The organism is Pseudoalteromonas sp. CO325X (assembly GCF_004208955.1).
GTDB classification, from domain to species: Bacteria; Pseudomonadota; Gammaproteobacteria; order Enterobacterales; family Alteromonadaceae; genus Pseudoalteromonas; species Pseudoalteromonas ruthenica.
Genome location: NZ_SGPG01000019.1, coordinates 1 through 16800, shown reverse-complemented (window position 1 = coordinate 16800; position 16800 = coordinate 1). Strand labels below are relative to the sequence as shown.

At 49.3% G+C, this 16800-nt stretch carries 16 protein-coding genes; 13 read left to right on the top strand and 3 right to left on the bottom strand.

All coding sequences use genetic code 11. The annotated features are described in order from the left end of the window. Window position 1 precedes the first annotated feature (1 nt). The 13 genes from EXT46_RS09545 (at window position 2) to EXT46_RS09485 (ending at window position 13694) form a co-directional block, all read left to right on the top strand. Window positions 2-1546, top strand: a complete 1545-nt coding sequence (locus EXT46_RS09545) for an aromatic amino acid ammonia-lyase (protein WP_130146914.1) — start codon at window positions 2-4, stop codon at window positions 1544-1546. Further along, entirely contained in the window at window positions 1539-1967 is a 429-nt protein-coding gene (locus EXT46_RS09540) for a thioesterase family protein (protein ID WP_053909352.1), read from the top strand. Before EXT46_RS09545 ends, EXT46_RS09540 begins: the two co-directional genes overlap by 8 nt. Then, the gene (locus EXT46_RS09535) at window positions 1964-2488 is read left to right on the top strand and encodes a hypothetical protein (RefSeq protein WP_130146912.1); all 525 of its coding nucleotides are present in this window, start codon (window positions 1964-1966) and stop codon (window positions 2486-2488) included. Before EXT46_RS09540 ends, EXT46_RS09535 begins: the two co-directional genes overlap by 4 nt. Next, window positions 2485-4728, top strand: coding sequence for an MMPL family transporter (locus EXT46_RS09530; protein ID WP_130146910.1), 2244 nt, complete (start codon window positions 2485-2487; stop codon window positions 4726-4728). Before EXT46_RS09535 ends, EXT46_RS09530 begins: the two co-directional genes overlap by 4 nt. Further along, complete coding sequence (locus EXT46_RS09525; RefSeq protein ID WP_130146908.1) at window positions 4712-5962, top strand: NAD(P)/FAD-dependent oxidoreductase; 1251 nt, start codon at window positions 4712-4714, stop codon at window positions 5960-5962. The genes EXT46_RS09530 and EXT46_RS09525 overlap by 17 nt, the downstream gene beginning before the upstream one ends. Then, window positions 5959-6519, top strand: a complete 561-nt coding sequence (locus EXT46_RS09520; RefSeq protein ID WP_130146906.1) for a DUF3261 domain-containing protein — start codon at window positions 5959-5961, stop codon at window positions 6517-6519. The genes EXT46_RS09525 and EXT46_RS09520 overlap by 4 nt, the downstream gene beginning before the upstream one ends. Beyond that, a complete protein-coding gene (locus EXT46_RS09515) occupies window positions 6516-7691 on the top strand; it encodes a beta-ketoacyl-ACP synthase (protein WP_130146904.1) in 1176 nt (391 codons plus the stop codon). The genes EXT46_RS09520 and EXT46_RS09515 overlap by 4 nt, the downstream gene beginning before the upstream one ends. Further along, window positions 7688-8149: a hotdog family protein gene (locus tag EXT46_RS09510; protein WP_130146902.1), complete on the top strand. Its 462-nt coding sequence runs from the start codon at window positions 7688-7690 to the stop codon at window positions 8147-8149. Before EXT46_RS09515 ends, EXT46_RS09510 begins: the two co-directional genes overlap by 4 nt. Beyond that, window positions 8146-8871, top strand: a complete 726-nt coding sequence (locus tag EXT46_RS09505; RefSeq protein WP_130146900.1) for a 3-ketoacyl-ACP reductase FabG2 — start codon at window positions 8146-8148, stop codon at window positions 8869-8871. The genes EXT46_RS09510 and EXT46_RS09505 overlap by 4 nt, the downstream gene beginning before the upstream one ends. Beyond that, window positions 8871-10091: a beta-ketoacyl-ACP synthase gene (locus EXT46_RS09500; protein ID WP_130146898.1), complete on the top strand. Its 1221-nt coding sequence runs from the start codon at window positions 8871-8873 to the stop codon at window positions 10089-10091. The genes EXT46_RS09505 and EXT46_RS09500 overlap by 1 nt, the downstream gene beginning before the upstream one ends. Continuing rightward, window positions 10088-10897, top strand: a complete 810-nt coding sequence (locus EXT46_RS09495) for a MipA/OmpV family protein (protein WP_130146896.1) — start codon at window positions 10088-10090, stop codon at window positions 10895-10897. Before EXT46_RS09500 ends, EXT46_RS09495 begins: the two co-directional genes overlap by 4 nt. Window positions 10898-10900: 3 nt before the next feature. Further along, window positions 10901-11329, top strand: coding sequence for an excinuclease ABC subunit A (locus tag EXT46_RS09490; protein WP_130146894.1), 429 nt, complete (start codon window positions 10901-10903; stop codon window positions 11327-11329). A gap of 139 nt (window positions 11330-11468) precedes the next feature. Beyond that, window positions 11469-13694 (top strand): carbohydrate binding family 9 domain-containing protein, encoded by a 2226-nt coding sequence (locus EXT46_RS09485; protein WP_130146892.1) that lies wholly within the window; start codon window positions 11469-11471, stop codon window positions 13692-13694. Here EXT46_RS09485 and EXT46_RS09480 read toward each other — a convergent pair. The 3 genes from EXT46_RS09480 to EXT46_RS09460 all read right to left on the bottom strand — a co-directional run bounded on the left by EXT46_RS09480 (window position 13691) and on the right by EXT46_RS09460 (window position 16663). After that, window positions 13691-15049, bottom strand: a complete 1359-nt coding sequence (locus EXT46_RS09480) for a DUF2254 domain-containing protein (protein ID WP_130146890.1) — start codon at window positions 15047-15049, stop codon at window positions 13691-13693. The genes EXT46_RS09485 and EXT46_RS09480 overlap by 4 nt on opposite strands. 461 nt (window positions 15050-15510) lie before the next feature. After that, on the bottom strand, window positions 15511-15900 hold the full coding sequence (locus EXT46_RS09475) for a hypothetical protein (protein WP_130146888.1): 390 nt from the start codon (window positions 15898-15900) through the stop codon (window positions 15511-15513). Window positions 15901-16456: 556 nt separating this feature from the next. Further along, on the bottom strand, window positions 16457-16663 hold the full coding sequence (locus EXT46_RS09460; RefSeq protein WP_205988237.1) for a hypothetical protein: 207 nt from the start codon (window positions 16661-16663) through the stop codon (window positions 16457-16459). Between the last annotated feature and the right edge of the window lie 137 nt (window positions 16664-16800).

The window sequence follows — 16800 nt, the reverse complement described above, 5'->3', positions numbered from 1 at the left end:
CGTGTCTAGCCGTCAAACGATTCATTTCGGCGAAAAGCCGTTGCGCATTGAAGATATTGTCGCCTTTGCCCATGCTTCAGTGAACGCAGAGATCAGCACCTCAGCGCATCTGCAGCGCAAGATTGATGCAGGGGTTGCGTTTTTAGATCAACTCCTGGAAAAAGAAGGGGTGATTTACGGGGTGACCACCGGTTATGGCGATTCGGTGACCGTAGATATTCCTCTTGATTTGGTGAAAGAGCTGCCGCTGCATTTAACCCGCTTTCATGGCTGCGGCTTAGGTGCACACTTCAGTGCTGCGCAAACACGGGCGATTCTTGCGACCCGTTTAGCATCACTGACGCAAGGCTACTCAGGTGTTAGCTGGGAGCTGTTGCACTTACTGCGTGATATGATTAACCACGACATTTTACCGCTTATCCCGCAAGAGGGGTCGGTGGGGGCCAGTGGCGATTTAACGCCTTTGTCTTACGTGGCCGGTGCTTTAGTTGGTGAGCGTGAGGTGCGCTTTAACGAGCAAGTAATGAGCGCCCAAGAGGCATTTGCACAAAGCGGCTTAACGGCGATTACGCTACGTCCTAAAGAAGGCTTAGCGATGATGAATGGCACAGCGGTGATGACCGCAGTGGCCTGCCTTGCCTTTGAGCGTGCCAGTTATGCCGTAAAGCTAGCCACTCGTATTACCGCCTTGAGCTCTATCGCCCTCAAGGGCAATAGCCATCACTTTGATGAGATTCTGTTCTCGGTGAAACCGCACAGCGGCCAACAGCAAGTGGCAAAATGGATCCGTGACGATCTTAACCACTATAGCCACCCCCGCAATGCCGACCGCTTGCAAGATAGATACTCTATTCGCTGCGCGCCACATATTATTGGCGTGTTGGCTGATAGTTTGCCGTGGTTCCGACAATTTATTGAAAATGAGCTGAACTCTGCGAATGATAATCCCATAATTGATGGTGAAGGGGAGCATGTGCTGCACGGCGGGCATTTCTATGGCGGCCATATCGCCATGGCCATGGACAGCATGAAAAATGCGGTGGCTAATTTAGCCGATCTTGCCGACCGGCAAATAGCGTCCTTGGTGGACACCCGTTATAACAACGGCTTGCCCAGTAATCTCAGTGATGCCCAACAGCAGCGCCGCTATATTAACCACGGCTTTAAAGCAGTGCAGATCGGCGCATCAGCGTTTACCGCAGAGGCGTTGAAGTTAACCATGCCGGCGAGTGTTTTTTCCCGCTCCACCGAATGTCACAATCAGGATAAGGTGAGTATGGGCACCATCGCCGCTAGGGATTGCCTGCGGGTGTTGGAGTTGACCGAGCAAGTATTAGCATGCACGCTGTTGGCCGCAGTGCAAGGTCTGCGGCTACGTATTCAGCGCGGCGAGTTGCAACAAAGCGCGCTCAGCGCTGACATTGCTAGCATGTATCAAGACATCAGTGGTTATTTTGCTAATCTCGAAGAAGACAGACCACTGGAGAGCACCCTGCGGCAAACCGTCGAGTACATTCAAAACCAGCGTTGGACCCTTTATGAATAATAAAAATACGCTATTGAGCGCAGCCGTTGATATTGAGATCCCATTTCACGATTGCGACCCAATGCAAATTGTTTGGCATGGCAATTATGCCCGCTACCTTGAGGTTGCGCGTTGTGAGTTGTTGCGCAAATTCGATTACGACTATTTGCAAATGCGCGATTCTGGTTATGATTGGCCTATTGTCGATATGCGTATTAAGTACGTAGGCTCGGCCTCTTTTACGCAGCGCATTCGCGTAGAGGCTTACCTAAAAGAATATGAAACGCGGCTAAAAATTGACTATGTGATCTTCGACAGTGCCTCGAATAAGCGCCTCACGAAGGCCTATACCGTGCAAGTGGCGGTCGATAGAGCCACCCAAGAAATGCAATTTGTGTCGCCACGCATTATCGGTGACAAGCTAGCGCAGGTGCTATCGTGACTAAGTGGCTATCGGGGTTGATGATGCTGTGCTCTTTTATGGCTGCGGCGCAGCAAGGGCAGTTTGAGCAACATAAGCACTTCGCTGGCTTTGATAACGCCTTTGTCAGCACCGGCAGTTATCGCCTTACGGCGCAGCAACTTTGGTGGCACACCCAAACGCCGATAGAAAATGTACTGCGTATTGATAGTGAGGGCGTGTTCGAGCGCCAAGGTGAGGATCAGTTTGTTAAACAGGCGCAAAGTGGTGCTTATAGCTCCTTATTACAGGCACTATTACAGCAGGACCCGCAGCAACTGGCGCAGTTTTTTATTAGCGAACCTGCGCCCCGGCCCGAGCGGATCGCCGCTAAGTCTTGGTCGTGCCTTAAACTGCTGGCGCAAAGCCAAGAGTTAAAAAGCTTGTTCACGCATCTTGTCAGCTGCCAAGACAACCAACAGCAGGTGCGTTTTATTGGCTTGTATGAGCAAAAAGGTACTCGCACTGAAATCATCCTCACCCCTGATGGAGCGACGCAGTGAGCAGCTGGGCAAGGTCTGTAGGCATCGTGCTTTGGCCCACCTTCCTGCTGCTTTGCACAGTAGCGGTGTGGACACTGAAAGAAGTGCGTATCAGTGCTGATATGATGGCCTTATTGGAGCGCCAGCCCACTCAAGCCCTCGATGCGCAGTTTTATAACGCGCAACAGCAGCTATCAAGTACGGCGCAAAACCAGTTGGTGTTTTCCTTCAGTGGCAAAACGGCGGTCAATGCTTATCATGAGCTGGCGCAGCAACTGCAACAACACCCGTCGCTTAAGGTTAAAGTACAACCCACACTTAAGCGTATCGCCGAGTTCTACCAGCCTTATCGTGGTGCGCTCATGAGCGAGGGCTATCAACAAGCGCTGCGCTCACCCACGGCCTTTAGTCACTATGCTCAGCGGCAATTATCGCAGACTGCCTCACCTTGGTTATCAAGCAGTATCAGTGATGACCCATCCTTAGCAACCTTTAGCTTTTTAGACACCTTTGCAACAGGTCAGCAATTAGGGCTCGTCGATGGTAAGTTACAATGGCGTCAAGGAGATAAGCCTCCCGTTTGGCTGCTGGTCAGTGAGGTGACGACAGCAACAATATGGCAAAACAATGCCCTGGCAGCGGAGCTTGTAAACGCGGTTCGTGCGCTTCGCCAAGCCCACCCAGAAACCGAGATTGAATACTCTGGAGTGCTATTCCACAACAGTGAAAACGCGGAGCAAGCGCAATGGGAGATGAATCGCTTTGGCTTGGCGAGCCTGGTGTTACTCGCTGTTTTTGTATTGCTCGCCATACGCGGCGTTTGGCCACTGTGGGTGAGTTTATTAACCGTAAGCAGTGCAGTGCTCGCAGGCGCGCTAGCGCTTTTATTGCTACGCCAACAACTGCATGTGTTGAGTTTAGTGTTCGCCACGACGTTAATTGGTGTCGCCATCGATTACGCGCTGCATGCGCTGAGCGACAGAGCCAAAAAAAGCAATAGCTACAGCGTAGCACTGAAACGTGGGTTATTGCTGGCTCTTGGCTCGACAGCACTCGGCTACGCCTGCTTTTTCACCGCGCCGATGAGCTTATTGCAAGATGTCGCTATTTTTATTGTTGCTGGATTGTGCGGCGCTTGGTTTTTCGTGCGCTTTGTGGTGATCCGCGCCCAGCGACCTACGCAATTACGCCCCTTGGCACTGAGTACTGCTGATTGCGCATTAACCTTGTTTGCTCGACTGCGCCGGCGCAAAGGTGCCATCGCTTTGACTCTTGCGGGCGTGAGTGGCCTGTTGCTGAGTGTGCAATGGCCACAAGTCAACGATTCTATCGCCAGCTTTAATGCAAGCTCAGCGCAGCTTATGCAAGCGCAAAAGCGCCATCACTTGTACTTAAATGGTGATGGGCCAACGTTTCAGGTGCTAGTGCGAGGCGAAAGCATCGAGCAGTTATTAATAAACGAAGAGCGCGTGCGCAGTTTTGTGCAACTGCATCAAGGGCGATTTCAGGGTCTCAGCGTGGCCCTGCCTAGCCAGCAAAGCCAACAACAGGCTTTAACTCTTTATCGCCAGGCGCAGCAGCAGGGCCGGTTTAGCTTTTTGGCGCAATTACGCGGCGCTGCGCTACCAGCGGATGCCAATACACTGTTGAGCTATGAGCAGTTTGCTCAAGGGCCACTGGCCGATGTATTTCTTGCGCCTATCAAACAAGGCCCATATTTTTATTCATTGAGCACCGTCAGCGCGCTTGAACATGCCTCGCTGAGCGGTTATCTGGCAGAGTTTGAAGATATGCAGTTGGTGGATGTGCCCGGCCAGCTGAGCGCCATGTTAGCGCACTTTCATCACAGTATTCATTGGGCTTTAGCGCTCGCAGTCCTGGCCATAGCCATTGTATTTATAGCGTTTTTTGGCCTGCGCAGAGGGGCTGCCATGGTTGCTTGGTTGGCACTCGGCGCGTTGCTGGTGGTAACCCTTATTGCGGTCGTTATGCCACTGTCGGTATTTCATACCTTGGGGCTTATCTTAGTGTTAGCGTTAGCTGTTGATTATTTTATTTTTTATCAGCAATCAGGGCGCCAGCCGACCACCTTTGTTGCCATTAGCCTGTCAGCGTTGTCGTCCTTGGCGGTATTCGCGATGTTAGTGTTTTCGAATACCCCCGCTATCAGCCAATTTGGTGCTGCCGTGCTGATCGGGCTTATTGTTGTTTACTGGGTAGCGCCACTAAGTATTGAGAATAAAAATGATAAATCAGACTGAACAGACGGACGTTGTGGTCATCGGTGCTGGTCCCTCTGGGGCGTTAGTCAGTGCCTTATTGCGCCAGCGTGGTTGGCACGTGGTGGTGCTTGAAGGTCAGCATTTTCCGCGCTTTTCCATTGGCGAGAGCCTACTGCCGCAATGCATGGCCTACCTTAGCGAAGCCGGCATGGACGAGGTCGTGGACAAGCATGCCGAAGAGCTGGGTTTTCAGTTTAAAAATGGCGCCGCGTTTCATTATCAAGGAACGGATACCGCTATCGACTTTACCGACAAGTTCTCTGCAGGGCGTGGCACTACTTATCAAGTCAAACGTGCAGCGTTTGACAAGTTGCTCGCCGATACCGCCCAGGCCCAGGGGGTGGAGATTCGCTACGGCCATCGAGTTGAAGCGCTGCAAGAACATTATGAGCATATCGAGCTGTCCGTGGCCAGCGAACAGCAAAGTTATCGGCTGCAAGCGCGATTTGTGCTCGACGCCAGTGGTTTTGGCCGGGTGTTGCCGCGCTTACTTGAGCTAGAGCGCCGCTCTAGTTTGCCCACAAGAACGGCCTACTTCTGTCATATCAACGACCATATCAGCGCCGCAAATTTTGATAGAAACAAAATTTTAATTTCCGTGCACCCGCAGCATCGCGACATCTGGTATTGGCTTATCCCTTTTGCCGATGGTAGCGCCAGCTTAGGAGTGGTGGGTGAGCCCGAATACTTCGACGAGGCCCTCAGTGAGCAACAAAACTTATGGCGCTTGGTAGGCCAAGAGCCGAATCTAGCGGCGTTGCTTGATTCGGCGCAGGCAATCACTGATACCCAGCGCTTAGGCGGCTATTCTGCGGATGTCAGTCGCTTATATGGCAAGCGCTATGCGTTATTGGGGAATGCTGGGGAGTTTCTTGATCCGGTGTTTTCATCCGGGGTGACGATTGCGTTGAAATCGGCGTCATTGGCAGCGCCGGTTGTCGATGGCTTTTTGCGTGGCGAAAAAGTGGATTTTGACAAAGACTTTGCCCAACCACTTAAACAAGGGGTTGAGTGCTTTAAAACCTTTGTCCTCGCTTGGTACGATGGCCGCTTTCAGGATGTTATTTTTTACCCACAGCAGCGCAGTGATGTGCGGCGTATGATCAGCGCCATTTTGGCAGGCTATGCCTGGGATGAAACTAATCCCTATGTGGCACAAAGTGAGCGTCGTCTTGATGTGCTTGCGACCTTGTGTAACATGGAAGCTCAATGATGCGGGCCGTATGGATAATTATTGTCACCGTGTTATCGGCCTGTACTACGGTGCCAGAGCGCAACGCCAACAGCGTTGACTTGGCCGCTGGGGTGAGCTTCGATATGGGTGTTGCCCCGCCGTCATTACATCAGCAACAGTGGCAAAAAAAGCTGACTTTTTCTCGGGCTGATCGCAGTGCTACACTACTGAGCCAACTGGCCGTCAATCAAAGCGGTGAGCTGCGCTTAGTGTTAACCTCGGGGGCAGGTATCCCGCTGTTGTCCATGGCCTATAGTGATGATGAGAAAATCAGCGTGAGCACTCAGCTAGCCACGCTGCCGATTGATCCGGAGTACATTTTGGCCGATGTACAGTTGGTGCATTGGCCCATGCAGCAACTCAAGGCGCAGTTAAGGGGGGCGCAAATACAGGAATTCCAGCGCGGCGCGACCCGAGTGAGGGAAATTAAACGTGCACACACGCTATTACTGCGCATAGAGTACCAAGGCGCCACAACAACGTTAACTAATTATATGCACCAATACCAAATTATATTTACCGAGGTGGGGTTATGAACGCCTGGTTAAACGACCTCGCGCTTGTCAGCGCATTAGGAGCGGATACCAGCGCCCATCTCGATGCCCTGAGCGGCGAACAGCGCAGTGGTTTGGCTCAAGTCGCTGGGCTAGATAATGAGGGCATGACTCCCTACTTAGGTCAGGTCGCTAATTTGCCCCTTGATAGCACCGGGCGCAATAACGCCATGATTGACCTTGCTTTGGCGCAATTAACTAATACCTTAGATAAGCTGCGCAGCCGCGTAGCAGCGCACCGTATTGCCGTAATCATCGGCACCAGCACCGCTGATATTTATGATGGTGAGCGTGCTCGAGCACAGCAAGCCCGCCATGGTAGCTGGCCGAAGCATTATCACTACCACCAGCAATCATTGGATGCCCCCGCGCAGTATATTCGCAACAAGCTTGCCTTAGAGGGGCCATGCTACAGTATTTCTACCGCCTGTAGTTCTAGCAGTAAAGCACTGAGCAGCGCCAAAGCAATGTTACAAGCAGGGCTGGCCGATGCGGTCATTTGTGGCGGCGCAGACAGTTTATGCCAATTGACCGTCAATGGCTTTAAAGCACTGGCATCGACCAGCGCCGGGATTTGCCAACCGTTTGCTCAGCAGCGTGATGGCATTAATATTGGCGAAGGTGTGGGTTTATTCATTATGACTCGCTCAGAGGATTTTGGCTCAGCGCGCTGTGCGTTATTAGGCTGTGGCAGTAGCTCCGATGCGTACCATATGTCTGCACCCGAGCCGCAAGGTCAAGGTGCCATAGCGGCAATGCACCAGGCGCTGGCCGAGGCGGCTTTGACAGCCACAGATATTGATTACATCAACGCCCACGGTACTGCAACGGTAAAAAATGATGCCATGGAAGCACGGGCCATTGCCGATGTCATCGGCGCGCAAACGCCGGTGAGCTCCTCGAAGCATCTTACCGGCCATACCTTGGGTGCCGCCGGCGCAATAGAGGCTGGATTATGTTGGTTGCTGATAGAGCAGCAACGTTTAGGGAAGACCCTAACGCTGCCATATCATAGCGGCTACGCCCTTGATGCCTCCTTGGCGACAATTAATCTTGTACAACAACCCACTCGGGAACGGCCGAAAACATGTATGAGTAACTCTTTTGCTTTTGGCGGCAATAACGCCAGTATCATTATTGGAGAAATAGCGTGACCAACAACCATCGACCTATAAGCGAATTGCTGGCGCATCGCCCCCCCATGGTGTTGATTGATGAGCTGATTTCGTTTGATAGTGACAGCGCCCATTGCCAAGTGACCATTACCCCAGACAGTGCTTTTTACCAGCGTGATATCAATGGGGTGCAAAGTTATATCGGCAGCGAATATATGGCGCAGAGTATCGCCGCCTATGCCGGTGCTCACGATTGTCAGCACCAGCGTGGTGTTAAAATTGGCTTCTTATTAGGCAGTCGAAAAATTCGCTGTTTAAAGCCGGTCTTTAAGCTTGGCAGCACACTGGATATTTATGTCACGCAAGTGGTGCAGGACGAGTCCGGGCTCAGTGTTTTCGACTGCGCCATTGAATGTGATAACGAGCGTTATCTCGAAGCCAAAATTAATGTATTTCAGCCTGCCGACCCGATGAAGTTTATTAAGGAAAACCAATGAGTAGAGCGATTTTAGTCACCGGTTCAAGCCGAGGTATAGGCAAGGCCATCGCGCTGGCCCTTGCCGAGCAAGGGTTTGACATTATCTTGCATTGTCGCACCCAGCGTGACCAAGCGCAAAAAGTCAGTGAGCAAATCCAAGCTATGGGCCGCAGTGCGCGAGTCCTGTGTTTTGATGTCACTGATAGAGACTCAGCACGCCAAAGCATAGAGCAAGATATTGCCGAACATGGTGCTTATTACGGTGTGGTGTGTAATGCCGGAGTCACGCGCGACACCGCCTTTCCGGCGATGACCGACGACGAATGGGACACGGTTATTCGCACTGGCTTAGATGGTTTTTATAATGTTGTCCGCCCGGCGGTCATGCCAATGGTCAGTGCCCGTCAGGGTGGGCGTATTATTACGTTGGCTTCGGTATCGGGCATTGCTGGCAATCGCGGACAAGTGAATTACAGCGCCGCCAAAGCAGGGATCATCGGTGCCACAAAAGCATTAGCGCTGGAGTTGGCAAAACGTAAAATCACCGTCAACTGTGTCGCGCCCGGGTTGATTGCCACGGAAATGACCGAGCAGCTCGATACCAAGGAGCTATTAAAACATGTGCCGATGCGGCGTATGGGCAATGTTGAAGAGGTCGCGGCAACGGTGTCATTTTTAGCCTCTGATCCGGCGGCGTACATTACCCGCCAAGTTATTTCAGTCAATGGTGGGTTAGTGTAATGAAACGGGTTGTGGTTACAGGGATGTCTTGTATTACGGCACTAGGGGATGACTGGCCGAGCCTGCGTAGTGCGCTAGAGAAGGGCGACAACGCCGTTAAGGTGATGGAGCAATGGCAAGATGTAGCTGATTTGAATACTAAATTAGCGGCGCCGGTGACGCACTTTCAGCGCCCTAGCCACTATAAACGTAAAATGGTGCGCTCTATGGGCCGCGTCGCATTGATGGCCACGGTGGCCACCGAGCGGGCATTGGCGCAATCAGGCTTGCTTGAGCACCCGGCGCTTACCAATGGCGATACCGGCATTGCCTATGGTTCGTCAACCGGCTCAACGCCGCCGCTTATTGCCTTCGCTGATATGATGAAATCGGGGCAGATGAGTGGGGTGACGGCAACCAGCTATATTCAGATGATGGCCCATACGGCGCCGGTTAATATTGGCGTGTTTTTTGGTATCAAAGGCCGGGTGATCACCACGAGCTCCGCCTGTACCTCGGGCTCACAGGGCATTGGCTATGCCTATGAGGCCATTAAGTTCGGTCGACAAAAAGCGATGGTTGCCGGTGGCGCCGAAGAGCTCTGTGTGACCGAAGCCGCCGTATTCGATACCTTATACGCCACCAGTTGTCGTAATGACGCACCTAAGCATACGCCTCGGCCATTTGATAAAAACCGCGATGGGCTAGTGATAGGTGAGGGTGCGGGAACACTGATTTTAGAAGAGTACGAGCACGCCAAAGCTCGTGGCGCGACGATTTATGCGGAAATTGTCGGCTTTGGTTGTAATTCCGACGGTGAGCATGTGACCCAGCCGACCAGCGATACCATGCAAACAGCAATTACCATGGCCCTTGATGATGCCCAGCTCAATGGCGAACAAATAGGCTATGTTAACGCTCACGGCACATCCACCGATCGTGGTGACATTGCCGAATCTCATGCCACCTTTAATGCCCTTGGCCGTAAACCCATTAGTTCGCTAAAAAGCTACCTGGGCCACACGTTAGGTGCGTGTGGAGCCATCGAGGCGTGGGCCAGTATCGAAATGATGCGTGAGGGGTGGTTTGCGCCCACCGTTAACCTGGAGAGTGTTGACCCACAGTGTGCACAGCTGGATTATCTGCGCCAGCCAACCAAATTACAGTGTGACTATGTCATGAGTAATAACTTTGCGTTTGGTGGCATTAACACATCCCTGATTTTTAAGCGCATGCCATGAGCGTGATAACGCGGTGCTTTGCGTTTGTTTTAGCGCTGTACAGCGCTTCGAGTGTCAGTGCAGAGCTTGAGCTTGGAGCGGGGGTATTTCATGCTAATATTCCGCTTTATATCGGTGCCCGTGAGTCAAAAAGCTACACGTTGCCAGTGCCTTATGTGCGCTATCGCTCTGAACGCTTAAACCTTGATAGGCGCAGCGCCACCGGTTACTTATGGCAGCATAATAACTGGCATTTGGATATCTCTGCCACCGCTGGAATTGCAGTAGACAGCGGTGAGAGTAAAGCCCGCGATGGCATGGATGATTTGGACTGGGTGTTCGAGTTGGGCCCAGCATTGGATTATTATGTTGTCGGCCACTATAACCAACCTAGTTACTTTAAGCTTGGCGTGTTTACTCGTAAGGCACTGGCAACGGATTTCACCCGCATTGATGATATTGGCTTTAAGGCGGGACCTTATGCCCAGTGGCGGCAGCGGTTGTGGCAACAAGGAGCGCAAAGCATCACGTTAACCAGCCGCGTGGCAATTAATTATGCCAGTTCACAATACGCCGACTATTTTTATGCAGTGCCAGCGGCGGCCGCTAATTCACTGCGCAGCGAATACACCAGTGGTAACGGATATGGCGGTGAAGAAGTGTCTATGGGGCTAAGTTATGACTCAAGACGCTGGTGGTTTGGCGGGTTTGTAAAGTATTATCGCATCAAGGATGCAAAGTGGCGTGATAGCCCATTGGTGGAGCGCAACCACAGTGTTGCCTTTGGCTTTGGGTTGGCATGGAAGTTCTATAACAACAGAGGATAAGAAATGAAAAAATATTTATTAATGGCAGCGCTTGTGGCCGCAACATCGCACAATGCGGCGGCTCGAGATGATATCGGCAAGTACTCTATTGCCGACTTGTTAGCGACCACGAAAGCCAAGGATGCGCTATTGGATGTGCCCCTTTACTTTGCCGATCAACCACACAGCGCGGCGAAAGAGACCTTCGGTGAGGTTATGACCAATAAGAAAACCAATGCCTTTAATAAATCAGACAAAGAAGCGTGTGAGTGGGTGATGCTCAGTGCGCTTAAAGCACTGCAAGAGCGCGCTCAGCGCGAAGGCATGAATGCCGTCGTGGGTATAGAGTCATACTATAAAAAACGTGAATTTAAAAGCAGTGAACAATTTGAGTGTGGGGCTGGCTTTTTAATGGCCGGTGTGGCTCTTAAGGGCACGTTAGTTAAGCTATAAAACCGCACACGACAGTCCACGCGCTATAAATTAAAAAAGGTACAAAGTTCATCGCACAGGGGTGGTAATTTGTTTTTTGTTTGTTAACATAAAGTAAAATTACCACACAGACAGTGGTGGAGTACCAATAAGGACGTTTATGGCGCGCTTCGTGTTATTATTGGCTGCGTGTTGCAGCCTTTTCAGCGCAACGGTTGTTGCATACCCTCCAGCAAAACAATTTGCACTGGCACACCTGCAAGAGCAAGTAAAACTCGATGGCAATCTTGACGAGCATGTGTGGAAAAATGCCACGCAAATCGCTGTTAACACTCAGAATGAGCCCCTTGAGCGCGCTGCCTCCCCAGTCAATACAACCGCCTATTTATTCGATGATGGCCAATTCCTATATTTAGGCATCGATGCCAAGGATCCTAATCCCGAAGCTATTCGCGGAGCTTTGCGAGACCGAGATGAGTTATGGCAGGACGACAATGTCGGTATCATCATCGATAGCCTAAATGATGAACGCAATGCCTTTGAGTTTTTCGTTAATGCTTATGGTGCTCAAGGCGATATTCTCGCGACCGACTTTGACACCTGGGTTGAAGACCCCAGCTGGGATGCCATTTGGTACAGTGCTGCGCAAATTCATAGCGATGGGTATGTGGTAGAAATGAAAATACCCCTGACGGTATTAAACCTGCCAAAAACAAATGAACCCATCACCTGGGGCATTTCCATTGCACGTAATTACCCACGAGACGTGTTCTATCGCTTGTCTAATGTCGGCTTTGATCTTGATATAAAATGCAGTTTTTGTCAGTTTGATAAACTCACTGGGCTTGCCAATCGCACTGAGCATCGTGATGTGTTGTTCACGCCGCATATCAGTGCTAGCCGCCATGATAGTAAAGAACACGTCCCCGGTGATTGGCAAAGTGGCGATGTTGATGTTGAAGTGGGCGCCGATTTACGCTGGCGTATCAATGATGAAACCTTGCTTAATGCCACGGTTAACCCGGACTTTTCGCAGGTAGAAGCTGACGCTGTGCAGCTCGATGTAAACACCAACTTTTCATTGTATTACGCCGAAAAAAGACCGTTTTTCTTGGATGGTTCCTCGTATTTCCGCACCAACCAGCAAGAGTTATTTTACAGCCGCACCATCGCCGAGCCGGATTATGGTGTGAAAGTCACCGGCAAGCAGGGCGCGCATACCTATGCCACGTTAGTGGCCGATGATGCCAACCCCTCTGTTTTATTGCCGGGTAATCAAGGCTCATCACTGGCGCAACTGCAAGATGATGTCACCAATGCGGTGGCGCGTTACCGTTATGACTGGGGACAGCGCAGTGGGGTAGGGGTGACGCTTACGCAGCGCCAAGGGGGAGATTATCATAATACCGTCGCAGCCCTCGATGGCACCTATGCCCTTAATGCCAGCGACTCCTTTAACTACGGACTGTCTTATGCCGATACCGATAATAGCGCGCTGTTTGTCGATAACTGGGACGTTGCTGACAACCAGTCCGGCAAGGCGATTAGTTTAGCGCTTGAGCGCACGAAGCGTGATTACAACTTGCGCGGCGAGTATCAACAGATTGATGAAGACTATCGCGCCGATATGGGCTATCAGCCTAAAGCTGATTTTCGCGAGTACGTGCTCGGTGGCGGGCAAACTTGGTACGGTGACGATGGCGCCCGCATCACTAAGTGGCAATATGATTTAGAGTGGGACAAAAGCTTTGATTTAGATGGCGATTTACTTGAGCAAGAATTTGAAGGCTATCTATATGCTGAAGGGCCCTTAGTCTCTACTTACGAGCTCGGTATGTGGCATAGCGAAGAGCTTTATTACGACGAGTACTTTATCCAAAATAATGGGTATGTGCAGTTCTCTATTCGCCCGCATCAAGATTTAACCTATGTGCTTTATGCCGATTACGGTTCACGTATCGACTACAGCAATGCTCGCCTTGGTGAGGGAGCCGATATTGAAAACTCCCTGAGCTGGGATGTGAACCAACATTTGCAGCTTAAGGTGAATTACAATTACGGTGAGCTCGATGTTGATGAGCAATCCGTTTATCGTGCTCAGCAGTGGGACCTGCGACTTTACTATAAATTCAATATTCGCAGCATGCTTAAGGTCATCTGGCAGTTTGAAGATATTGACCGCAACCAACAAGCCTACCTTTACTCGCAAGTGCATAAGCGTAATCGCGATTTTGGCTCGCAAATGGTGTATTCCTACAAAATGAATCCGCAGTCGGTATTCTATCTCGGTTATTCCGATAGCGGCTACCAAGATGACTCACTGGATGAGCTGCAACGCACTGAGCGTACATTTTTTACCAAAATCAGCTACGCTTGGCAGCTTTAGCTTTGTTGCTGCGGTGATAGTGCTAAATGAACATCATCACCGCGCCGCTTGGCGACTTCATTGACACGTTCAAGCATCTCATCAATACGTTTTCGTTCATACGGGTTAGTGATGTTGTGCTCTGCATCGAATACGGTGGCTTGCACATAGCGATACAAAGCATCGACGTAAGCTTTATTACCATCGCACACAAACAGAATGTTTTTTAGCGCCTCAAGAAGGTTCACCAAAATAGTGGTGTCTTCGCGCCCATAGTGGCGGATTGGGTCAAAGTTATCTTCTAACAAAGTAGCGACACTGGGCTCATAGAACCACAATCTAGGGGCCGTTTCTTCCTCGCTGTGCGCCAAGGTGTAATTGTGATCGGCAATGCGCAGGCGAGTGATAATTAAAATACTCAACATGTCTACCGCTTTAACAGCGGTGCCGGGGTCGTTTATCCCTGGGCTTAACGCTTTAATGGCGATTTCAGCAATTTGGCGAATGCCATAACTGTAATGATCGCCAATATACTCTTCGATATAAAAAACACTGCACTTACAAATTTGCTCACAAAGTTCACTGTCATCGCTGATATCTTTATTCACCGCTAAGTAGGGAAAGCCTTCAACACAAAAAAAGCCAGGCTCAATCTCAACCACCAGTTCAAGGTCATGTTGTGCCAAGATTTTACTTAATTGCTGTGTATGTACACCTTTAAAGTAGCCGGCTTGAGGGCTTTTTATACGATACCACTGGGTATAGTCAGAGCGTTTTTTCGCGATGTCGGGCTGTTGTGCTTGGGCGATGGCTTGCAGTTGTTGCTGAGTTTGCGAAAACAGCGTATTGAGCACATTGTCCACTTGTATGGAGCGGGAAATAGAATGAATGAAAAATACAAATAGCGCTAAGGCGTACAGCCCGAGCATCAAGGCTATAAAGGTGCCCAGGGACGGCGGTTGGGTATCGCCATTTTCGGCGTGGATATTCATCAAGGTGACCAAGGTAAAGACAATACTGCCTAAGTACACCCCGAGCACATACTGGTGCGACTTCATGGTAATGAGTCCGGGCAATACCCGAGGCGAGAGGGTGGATGAGGCGTTGTTAAGTACCACCATCACCATAGAAAAACTAAACACCGTCAACGAGATAAGACCACCGGCGAGAATGTTAAGCACCGTTTTTGCGGTGTCTAAATCAGCAACAAACAACATCGGCCACTGTGATTTTAAGGCCATCATCAGCTCATGATATTCGATGCTCGTCAAAAGCATCGCTAAACACAACAGCAAGGTGATGATAATAGCAGGGTAGAAGCCAATGCTGCTGACGATGGCCCGGTAGTGGGCAGCAAGTTTGCGAGGTGTACGCACTGAACAAGCCTCCATGGCGAATATAAAAAACTAACCCTAGCACAGTGCACCATTTGAGCCTAGATAGTCTTTGCTTTCGCTGCTGAGGATGCGAAATAAAGTTGGAAACAATAGCACAAAGTTCGAAAGTAGCGATTGAGGTAAATGATGCCTAACCACCTAATAATCATGTCCATGTTTCATTGGAGCAATAAAAAAACAGCTGCATTATGCCGCTGATTTTTGCATCAAAGTGAGTTAGTTTATAAGAGACCCGACGGTTAGCTATGAGTGAGGATGAACGGCCAGGTCAGCTCGTTTTTGGACATAAAAAATGTTAGAATATTTATTCGGTAACGCCGCACCAAACGAAGTTATATAGTGAAGTGCACTAAACGGACTTGTATAGTGAAGTTAAAACTAACTCACCGATTCAGTTCCGTTTAAGTGCCTTATTCATTTGTTGTTAACCTCTAAACGTATTAGCACAGGTTTGAAAAATTACTACAGCAATTATTATTTTTGCAAATGAAGTTTTTTAGAACCCACCCTTTATCATCGAAAATATAACCAGCGCCCCCAGCAAAAATTTCATATGAATAGACTTTCTTATTTATTATTAATTCCCCTGAATATTTACATGGCATAATAATTGACGCTCCATGGGCCTCTTCATTACTGACTTCCTCGGCTGTTTGGAAGTACAAATTAATTTCGCTTTCTGTCAATTGAAAGTTATCACAAAGCTCAAATCCCTGCTTGGTAATATCTACAATTTTTTCTGAAGTCAATATTTGAATTTTACTTTCATGATTAAAGGCGCAAGATGTAATAAAAAAAACAGCACTTATACAAATGATACTCTTTATCATGGAGCGACCCCAACTTTTAAGTATTGAAGCAATTGAATTCCTTCTTCTTTCTTTTTCCTAGCAATTACACCATGTGCGTAAACATCTTTATTTAAATTTAAAGAGAACTCCTTTATTAATATATCAACTAACAGCTTCAATGATTTAAATTGTTCATTTGTTGGTCGTTCAAAGGTGTTTGTAGTTTTGTTAAATCGACCTACAACCTCAATTCCTAATGAGTCACTATTTGAAGGATAACGAAGAGGTTACCGCGCCGTGTGCGGCAGCCCCAAAGGAGCGTAACGACTAAATTGCTACAACACCTTGTTATAAAACGCTTTAACGACCCCTAACAATTCGATTTGAATACAGGTCTTCAACAGGGAAGATCATCGTATAGTCGTCCCAGTTGAGATTGCCGTCCTCAATTTCGAAAGTAAGAAATTTATCGACGTTCTTGTACGGTTCATAGTCGGGATGCCCGACACTAAAAATGAAAGGAGCAAAATCGACTACAGACCTATGGCCATCGTTGAATGTTATTTCCAGGATATGGCCAGTAAGGTGTCTTGTATCAACCACTGATAATTCGGACATTTTTCACCTTTTGGTTAATAATCTGCGGGCTGATATGCTTTTTCTTCACGAAGTAATCTACCCATTTGTTCACAATATCCTCAGCATAGGCATTTACAAACTCTTCGAATTCCTTGCGCTTTTTCGAGTCTAGGCCAGTCCCTTTATCTTTGATGACGATCTTTTGTATTCGACCGCTGAGCATATGAATCTCGGCTTTTGATACTTTGCATGGATATGAATGGGTTCGTGCTCATTGCTATAGAAAAACAATATCAACCCAAGGTACTCGTAGATCTTTGGCATAAATATCTCCTTATCTCCGTTGCCAAATTAAGTTAA